8 protein-coding genes and 3 tRNA genes are annotated in these 6,653 nt (G+C 72.2%); 6 read left to right on the top strand and 5 right to left on the bottom strand.

What is annotated here, in order from left to right; all coding sequences use genetic code 11:
- Positions 1-108: 108 nt before the first annotated feature.
- Both ACFE76_RS20215 and ACFE76_RS20210 read right to left on the bottom strand, forming a co-directional pair.
- Positions 109-1,671: a beta-N-acetylhexosaminidase gene (locus ACFE76_RS20215; protein ID WP_375433582.1), complete on the bottom strand. Its 1,563-nt coding sequence runs from the start codon at positions 1,669-1,671 to the stop codon at positions 109-111.
- Positions 1,672-1,675: 4 nt separating this feature from the next.
- The gene (locus ACFE76_RS20210) at positions 1,676-1,930 is read right to left on the bottom strand and encodes a VOC family protein (RefSeq protein WP_375433581.1); all 255 of its coding nucleotides are present in this window, start codon (positions 1,928-1,930) and stop codon (positions 1,676-1,678) included.
- A 29-nt stretch (positions 1,931-1,959) separates the two neighbouring features.
- Between ACFE76_RS20210 and ACFE76_RS20205 the strand changes: the two genes are divergently transcribed.
- The 3 genes from ACFE76_RS20205 to ACFE76_RS20195 all read left to right on the top strand — a co-directional run bounded on the left by ACFE76_RS20205 (position 1,960) and on the right by ACFE76_RS20195 (position 3,470).
- Positions 1,960-2,145, top strand: a complete 186-nt coding sequence (locus tag ACFE76_RS20205; protein ID WP_375433580.1) for a hypothetical protein — start codon at positions 1,960-1,962, stop codon at positions 2,143-2,145.
- Between the two features lie 66 nt (positions 2,146-2,211).
- Positions 2,212-2,889: a hypothetical protein gene (locus ACFE76_RS20200; RefSeq protein WP_375433579.1), complete on the top strand. Its 678-nt coding sequence runs from the start codon at positions 2,212-2,214 to the stop codon at positions 2,887-2,889.
- Positions 2,838-3,470: an RNA polymerase sigma factor gene (locus ACFE76_RS20195; protein WP_375433578.1), complete on the top strand. Its 633-nt coding sequence runs from the start codon at positions 2,838-2,840 to the stop codon at positions 3,468-3,470. The genes ACFE76_RS20200 and ACFE76_RS20195 overlap by 52 nt, the downstream gene beginning before the upstream one ends.
- On the opposite strand, the gene ACFE76_RS20190 is transcribed toward ACFE76_RS20195, so the two are convergent.
- The 3 genes from ACFE76_RS20190 to ACFE76_RS20180 are packed head-to-tail and all read right to left on the bottom strand — an operon-like array spanning position 3,358 to position 6,115.
- Positions 3,358-4,593, bottom strand: a complete 1,236-nt coding sequence (locus ACFE76_RS20190) for a cytochrome P450 (protein ID WP_375433577.1) — start codon at positions 4,591-4,593, stop codon at positions 3,358-3,360. The genes ACFE76_RS20195 and ACFE76_RS20190 overlap by 113 nt on opposite strands.
- Entirely contained in the window at positions 4,590-5,621 is a 1,032-nt protein-coding gene (locus ACFE76_RS20185; protein WP_375433576.1) for an alpha-hydroxy acid oxidase, read from the bottom strand. Before ACFE76_RS20185 ends, ACFE76_RS20190 begins: the two co-directional genes overlap by 4 nt.
- Before the next feature lie 2 nt (positions 5,622-5,623).
- The gene (locus tag ACFE76_RS20180; RefSeq protein ID WP_375433575.1) at positions 5,624-6,115 is read right to left on the bottom strand and encodes a YajQ family cyclic di-GMP-binding protein; all 492 of its coding nucleotides are present in this window, start codon (positions 6,113-6,115) and stop codon (positions 5,624-5,626) included.
- Between the two features lie 178 nt (positions 6,116-6,293).
- Here ACFE76_RS20180 and ACFE76_RS20175 point away from each other — a divergent pair.
- From ACFE76_RS20175 to ACFE76_RS20165, 3 genes are all read left to right on the top strand, one after another.
- A tRNA-Tyr gene (locus tag ACFE76_RS20175) sits at positions 6,294-6,375 on the top strand.
- A 79-nt stretch (positions 6,376-6,454) separates the two neighbouring features.
- A tRNA-Thr gene (locus tag ACFE76_RS20170) sits at positions 6,455-6,527 on the top strand.
- 52 nt (positions 6,528-6,579) lie between these two features.
- Positions 6,580-6,652, top strand: a tRNA-Met gene (locus ACFE76_RS20165).
- The last annotated feature ends 1 nt before the right edge of the window (position 6,653 follow it).

The raw sequence follows: 6,653 nt of genomic DNA, 5'->3' as shown, positions 1-6,653 counted from the left end.
CCGGCTACTATCCGAGCCAACCGAACCTGTTGCATCGACAGCTTGAATCCAAGGCTCAGTCGGCGGGCGGCTGCGGTAGGCCGAGGCAGTTTCTGAGGGCGAGGCGGCTCAGCCGGCGGCTGCGCGGTGGGCGTCCGGCCGGCGGAGCTGGCCGGTGCCGCCTTCCTGCCAGGGCAGCGGGCCGGCGAGCGGGCGGTAGTTGATCCCCAGCGCGTCCAGCCGCTCCAGATGCGCGGCCAGCCGGGGCTCGAACTCGGCCCACGAGCGGCCGACGGGGTCCGACCAGGCGACCTCGCTGTGCGCGCAGGCGCGGGGGAACATCATGTACTCCACCCGGCGCGGGGTGGGCATGTATTCCGTCCAGTGCTGGCACTGGGTGCCCAGCACCAGGTCGTGCGCCTCCGGCGGGATCCCCGCGCGCGGGTCGAAGGCGTACGCCTGCTCCACGGTGATCAGGCCGCCGATCGAGTACGCCTCGGTGTCCTCAGCCCCGGGGTACCAGTCGAAGTAGGTGGACTGCATCGGCGACATGACCACCGGCAGCCCGGCCGCCACCGCGGCGGTGCCGTAGGTGGCGTCCCGCCACGCCATCACCACCGAGCCGGGCACGGGTCCGTCGTCGCTGATCTCGTCCCAGCCGACCAGGACGCGGTCGCGCTCGGCCAGCCAGGCCCGCAGCTGCTCGGTGAACCAGCGCTGCAGCTGGTCGGGTCCGCTCAGCCCGCGCTGGGTGGCGAGCTCGTGGGCGCGCGGACTGGCCAGCCACTCGGCCCGCGGGCACTCGTCACCGCCGACGTGGATGTAGCGGCTCGGGAACACCTCGAGCAGCTCCTCGTAGAGGTCGTACACGACCCGCATGGCGTCATCGTCGAGGTTCAGCACCTCCTCGAAGACGCCGAACCCCGTCGCCGTCGACTGCGGCTTGTCCGGGAAGTTGCCCAGCTCGGGGTACGCGGCGAGCACGCCGCGGACGTGGCCGGGGAACTCGAGCTCGGGCACCACGGTCAGCCCACGGGCACCGGCGTACGCGACGACCGCGCGCAGCTGGTCCTGGGTGTAGAAGCCGCCGTGCGGCGTGCCGTCGCCGGCGGCGTCGTTGGGGAGGCGGGTCTCGTGCCGCCAGCTCGCCACCTGCTGCAGCCGTGGGTGACGGTGGGACTCGAAGCGCCAGCCCTGGTCCTCGCTCAGGTGCAGGTGCAGCACGTTGTACTTGTGCAGCGCAAACAGGTCGATGAACCGGAACAGGTCGCCCAGGGGCACGAAGTGCCGGCCGACGTCGAGGTGCACCCCCCGCCACGCGTATCCCGGGGCATCCTCGATCTCGACACCGTCGACGACGAGCGGGTCCCCGACCGGAGCCGGTCGCAGCACCGACGGCGGCAGCAGCTGGCGCAGGGTCTGGGTGGCCCAGTTGACCCCGGCGTCCGCGCTCGCGGTGATGGTGATCCCGTCGTCGCCGACCGTCAGCCGGTACGCCTCCGCCGGCAGCGCGGGGTCGGCTACGACGCGAAGCCGGCCGCCGGTCGCCGACGGCAGGTCCAGGCCGGTGCCGGGCCCCAGCAGCCGACGGACGATCGCCGCCCAGCCCGCCGGGCCGGCGATGGCGAGCTCGGAGCCCAGGGTGAACGAGCCGGGTGCGGGCCGGACGGTACGCGGGAGGGGCAGCAGCACGCGCTCAGCGTAGGGCGGTCACCAGGTGCGCGTACGGATCGGGCGCTTCGGCGTCGCCGCGCAGCACGCAGAACTCGTTGCCCTCCGGGTCGGCGAGGGTCACCCAGCCGCCCCCGTCCGGGCGGCGCAGGTCGGCGACCTCGGTCGCCCCGAGCGCGAGCAGTCGGGCGACCTCCTCGTCGCGGGTGCCCTCGACCGGCCGCAGGTCCAGGTGCAGCCGGTTCTTGACCGACTTGGCCTCGGGGACCTCGATGAACAACAGCCGGGTCCGGCCGTCGGGAGAAGAGCATGCACTCCTCGTGGCCCGGCTCGTTGGGGTCCGCCGGGTCCTCGTGCATGCTGAGCACCGCCGCCCACCAGACCGACTGGGCGTACGCGTCCCGGGCGTCGACGGAGGCGTGGCTGATCCGGCTGGTCATGGTCACCAACGTAGGGACGGGCGGCTTGTCACGCGAGGGCCTTCCCACCGCGTAAGAGGGGTGGAGGCAACCACAGCCCTGGTCCGCAGCGCAGCGAGCCCTCCCCGACGAAGGAGTACCGATGACCACCAGCACCTCCTCCCGCCCCCCACGTCGCGCTCGTCGCGCTCTCGGTACGGCGAGCGTGGCGGTTGCCGCTGCCGGCGTGACCACCGTCGCCTCGGTCCTGCTCGGCGCCGGCCTCTCGCCGGCCATGGCCGACCCCGGGGACACCTACGTGGCGACCGGATCGAGCCAACTGCTGCAGAGCGAGGACCTCGCCACCGTCCTGGTACCCATGGACACCGGGAAGGTCGTGCTCGGCCGGGACGCCGACTTTTCGTCCTGCCTCGGCGAGGGTAACTCGTGGACCCAGGTCCTGCCCGGCTCGCCGAAGCCGGTCACCGCAACCTGGACCCGACGGGGTCACCGCAACGAGTCGCTGACCGAGTCCCTCGCCCAGGCCCCGAACGAGGCTGTGGCCCAGCAGTGGGAGGCGATCCTCGTCCAGGGCGGGATCCGGGCCTGCCGCAAGCCGACCTACGACTTCCACTACGGCCCCCTCCACAACGACCCGGTCGGCTCGGGGAGGGCCCACTGGGCGGTCTCCTACCGCGGGGAGAGCAAGAAGGCCGACGGCGGGGTCGCGGTCGTCCGCCTCGGCACGAGCGTCGGGTTCGTCGAAGTGAACGGGCGCTGGGGTCCGTCGTGGCAGACCATGGAGTCGGTGGCCAAGGTGGCCACGGACCGGCTGGGCTGACCGACAGCCGACCGCAGAGTAGGGGAGATGAGCAACGACGACGAGTTCAGCGACGGGCCGCCCAGCACAGTCCGGCGCTGCTGCGTCGCGCGACCCTGCTCTGCGGTGACCGGCACCAGCCCGAGGACCTGGTGCAGGAGACGCTGGTCCGGCTGTTCCTGCGCTGGCGCCGGGTCGACCTCGACCACAACCCGCTACTCCGATGTCTGCGCCACCAACGACAACTGCCGGAAGGTCTCCGTCGCGGGCGGCACCCTCTGGACCATGGGCGGCCCCTCGACCGACAAGGCGGGACTGGACCAGTCGGCCTACTTCAACCGCCCCGACGGCGGCCGCCTCTGGCTGACGCAGAGCGACTACGACGAGGGGAACGGTCCCGTGACCCGCGAGGGCCTGCCGCTGAGCACGAAGCAGGTCACCGCCTTGCTGACCGACCCGGCCTGGGACCGGTACTTCCGCGGCTGAGCCTCAGGCCGCAGCCCGGACCCGGAATTGGTCGAGGTCGTAGCCCTGGGAGACCGCGTTCCAGTGCACCCGCGGCGGGCCGCCGGCCACCACGTCGTGAGCGAACAGGGCGCTGAGGAAGATCTCGGTCTCCAGGATGGCCAGTGGACCGCCCGGGCAGCGGTGGTGGCCGTCGCCGAAGCCCATCACCGCGGCCGGCACCGTCCGCGGCAGCTCACGGCCGGGGCAGAGCCCGTACGGCTCCTCGCCGACGGTGTCCGCGTCGGCGTTGACCGCACGCAGGTCGAGGTCGACCAGGCTGCCGGGGGCCAGCTCGTACGGTTCCCCGGCCACGTCGAGCAGCAGCGGCTGGGTCAGCCGCCGGTAGAGGTGCCCGACCACCGGTTCGAGCCGCAGCGTCTCACTCAGCAGGGCGGCCCGGTCGTCCAGACTGCCGGCGCGGTAGCGGGCCAGCAGGTCGGCGTCGTCGAGCAGGTGCCACGCGGCCATGCAGATCAGCTCGCGGGTGGTCGCCATCCCGGCCGCCGCGTAGGTCACGCACTCGGTCAAGATCTCGAGGTCGCTGAAGCCGTCGGCCAGCAGCTGGCTGATCACGTCCTCCTGCGGCCGGCGGCGCCGGGCGCGGATCGCCGGCTTGACGTCCAGGTAGTAGAAGCGGGCGGTCGCGGTCCCGAAGCGCAGCGTCTGCAGCAGCGCGACCGGGCCCCGGCCGCGGCCGACCTCCAGGGGGTTCCCGGCAAAGAAGGTGTCCAGCCGGCAACTCATCCCGCGGGTCGAGGAGTTGGTCAGCCCGACGACCCGGCCGGCCACCTGGACGGCGAGCTCCATCGCGAGCCCGCGCAGGTCGACGTCGCGGTCCGGGCGCAGCCGCGCGACGAGCTGCTCGCTGAGCGAGGTCATCATCGGTCGGTAGTCCTCGATCACCTTGGGCGCGAAGAAGCGCGCGGCCGCGGAGCGCTGGCGGCGGTGGTCGGGGCCCTCGAGGTAGAGGATCGGCGGCCGCATCGCGGGGCTGGCCGCGCTCCCGCCGTTCTTGGCGGCACGGCTCTCGGAGCCCCGGCGGACCGATTCTGCGCCGAAGCCCGCCTGCCGGGTGGCCTCGGAGTCGCGCAGCACCTGCCGGGCCACCCCGAACGAGCGCACCACCCACCGGTCGCCCGCGTCGTCCTGGACGAGCTCGAGAGCCGGGCTGGACACCCGGCCGTCGGGCTCCAGCTTGCGTACGGGGCAGCCGCTCACCGCGCGCCCGACACGAGGTCGGGACTGAAGTCGGCGATCCGGGCGACGCCGAGCTGGGTCATCACCTGCTGCAGGTCGGTGTGCAGACCGGTCAGCACCGCACGGACACCGTCCGCACCGTCCGCCGCCAGCGCCCACAGGGCGGGCCGGCCGACGAAGACCGCCCGCGCTCCCAGCGCCAGGGCCGCGGCGACGTGCTCGGCGGAACGGATGCCGCTGTCGGCGTACACCTCGGCGTCCCCGCCGACTGCCGCCACCACCTCGGGCAGCGCCGCCGCCGTCGGGACCGACGGCCCGAGCCGGCGACCGCCGTGGGTGGAGACAACCACGCCTGCCGCGCCGGCGTCGACGGCCCGCGCGGCGTCGTCGGCGCGCAGGATGCCCTTGACCAGGACGGGCAGCCCGCTGATCCGGTGCAGCCAGCCCACGGTGTCGAAGCTGATCGCGGGATCCATCTCGACCGCGTGCGGGTCGGCGGCCGCTAGCTCGCTGGCGGTCAGGTTGGTCATCCGGGACCGCGCGGGGCTCTCCGGCCAGGAGCGCGGGTTCACGTCGGGGGGCAGCAGGGCGAGCATGTCCACGGTCAGCACCAGCGCCCGGGCGCCCGCCTCCACGGCTCGTTGCACGAGCAGCTCGGTGAGGCTGTGGTCGCGGGTCACGTAGACCTGAAACCACCAGGGCGCCCCGGTCGCGGCCACGTCCGCGAAGGGCACGGCGGTGTTCGTGGAGACGCCCAGCAGGCTGCCGGCCGTCGCGACGGCACGGCCCATCGCCGCCTCGCCCTCGGGATGGGCCCCCAGCTGCTGAGCCATCGGGGCGACCAGGACGGGCATCGACACCGGCGTGCCGAGCACGGCCGTCGCGGTGTCGATGGTGCTCAGGTCGACCAACGCGCGGGGCCGGAAGCGGACTGCCGACCAGGCCGCGATGCCCTCGGCCGACCCGCCACCGGAGCCGGCCGTGGCGCCGTAATAGGCACTGATGTGGGCGGGCAGCAGGTCCCGCGCGCGCGCTTCGTGGTCGAGCACGGTCAACGGTAGTTGGTGAACTGGACGGCGAAGTCGTAGTCCTGCGCCTTGATCAGGGCCTGCACGACCTGCAGGTCGTCGCGGCTCTTGCTGCTCACGCGCAGCTCGTCGCCCTGGATCTGCGCCTTGACGCCCTTCGGGCCCTCGTCGCGGATCAGCTTGGACACCTTCTTGGCGTTCTCCTGGCTGATCCCCTCGGTGGCGGTCGCGGTGATCTTGAACAGCTTGCCCGAGGCCCGCGGCTCGCCGGCGTCCAGCGCCTTGAGGCTCACGCCGCGCTTGACCAGCTTGGACTGGAAGACGTCGAGCACCGCCTTGGCCCGCTCCTCGGAGATGGCCTCGATCTCGATCGACTCCCCCGACCACGCGATCGAGGCGTCGGTGTTCTTGAAGTCGAAGCGCTGCCGCACCTCCTTCGAGGCCTGGTTGAGCGCGTTGTCGACCTCCTGCCGGTCGACCTTGCTGACGACGTCCATCGAGCTCTCCGCTGCCACTTCTGTGCTCCCTTCCTACGTCGGGGTGTGCCGGTCGGGTCGAGTGTGACCGTACGGGCTGCCGCCGACATTCTCCCCGCCCATCCCGCCGGAGGCCACCGTGGCTACCGGTTCGCCGGGCGAGAGCGGACTTGCTAGTGTTGCTCCCCGCTGACCGGTCCTCGGACCGCCAGCAAACGGCAGGTTGCCCGAGTGGCCAAAGGGAGCAGACTGTAAATCTGCCGGCATCGCCTACGTTGGTTCGAACCCAACACCTGCCACACGCCGGAAGTTCGCGCCCACCCCGGGTGGTTGTGTATCTTTGTGCGTCGGTCCTGCCCGCGAGGGTGGGAGCGGAAGGCCCCTATAGCTCAGTAGGTAGAGCGTCTCCATGGTAAGGAGAAGGTCTGCGGTTCGAATCCGCATGGGGGCTCGGAATCGCCGTGGGGTGCCTGTCCAGCGGACGGGCTGACCGGCGGCAGCCAAGCGGGATAGCTCAGGTGGTAGAGCAAGCGGCTCATAATCGCTGTGTCGCGGGTTCGAGTCCCGCTCCCGCTAC

This window comes from uncultured Friedmanniella sp., assembly GCF_964244005.1.
Lineage (GTDB): Bacteria > Actinomycetota > Actinomycetes > Propionibacteriales > Propionibacteriaceae > Microlunatus.
This window is presented reverse-complemented; position numbering and strand designations above follow the sequence as displayed.

Excerpts from the sequence above, each read along its gene's own strand:
- ACFE76_RS20205 (WP_375433580.1), top strand. The coding sequence starts at position 1,960 with ATGCACTCCTCGTGGCCCGGCTCGTTGGGGTCCGCCGGGTCCTCGTGC.
- ACFE76_RS20200 (WP_375433579.1), top strand. The coding sequence starts at position 2,212 with ATGACCACCAGCACCTCCTCCCGCCCCCCACGTCGCGCTCGTCGCGCT.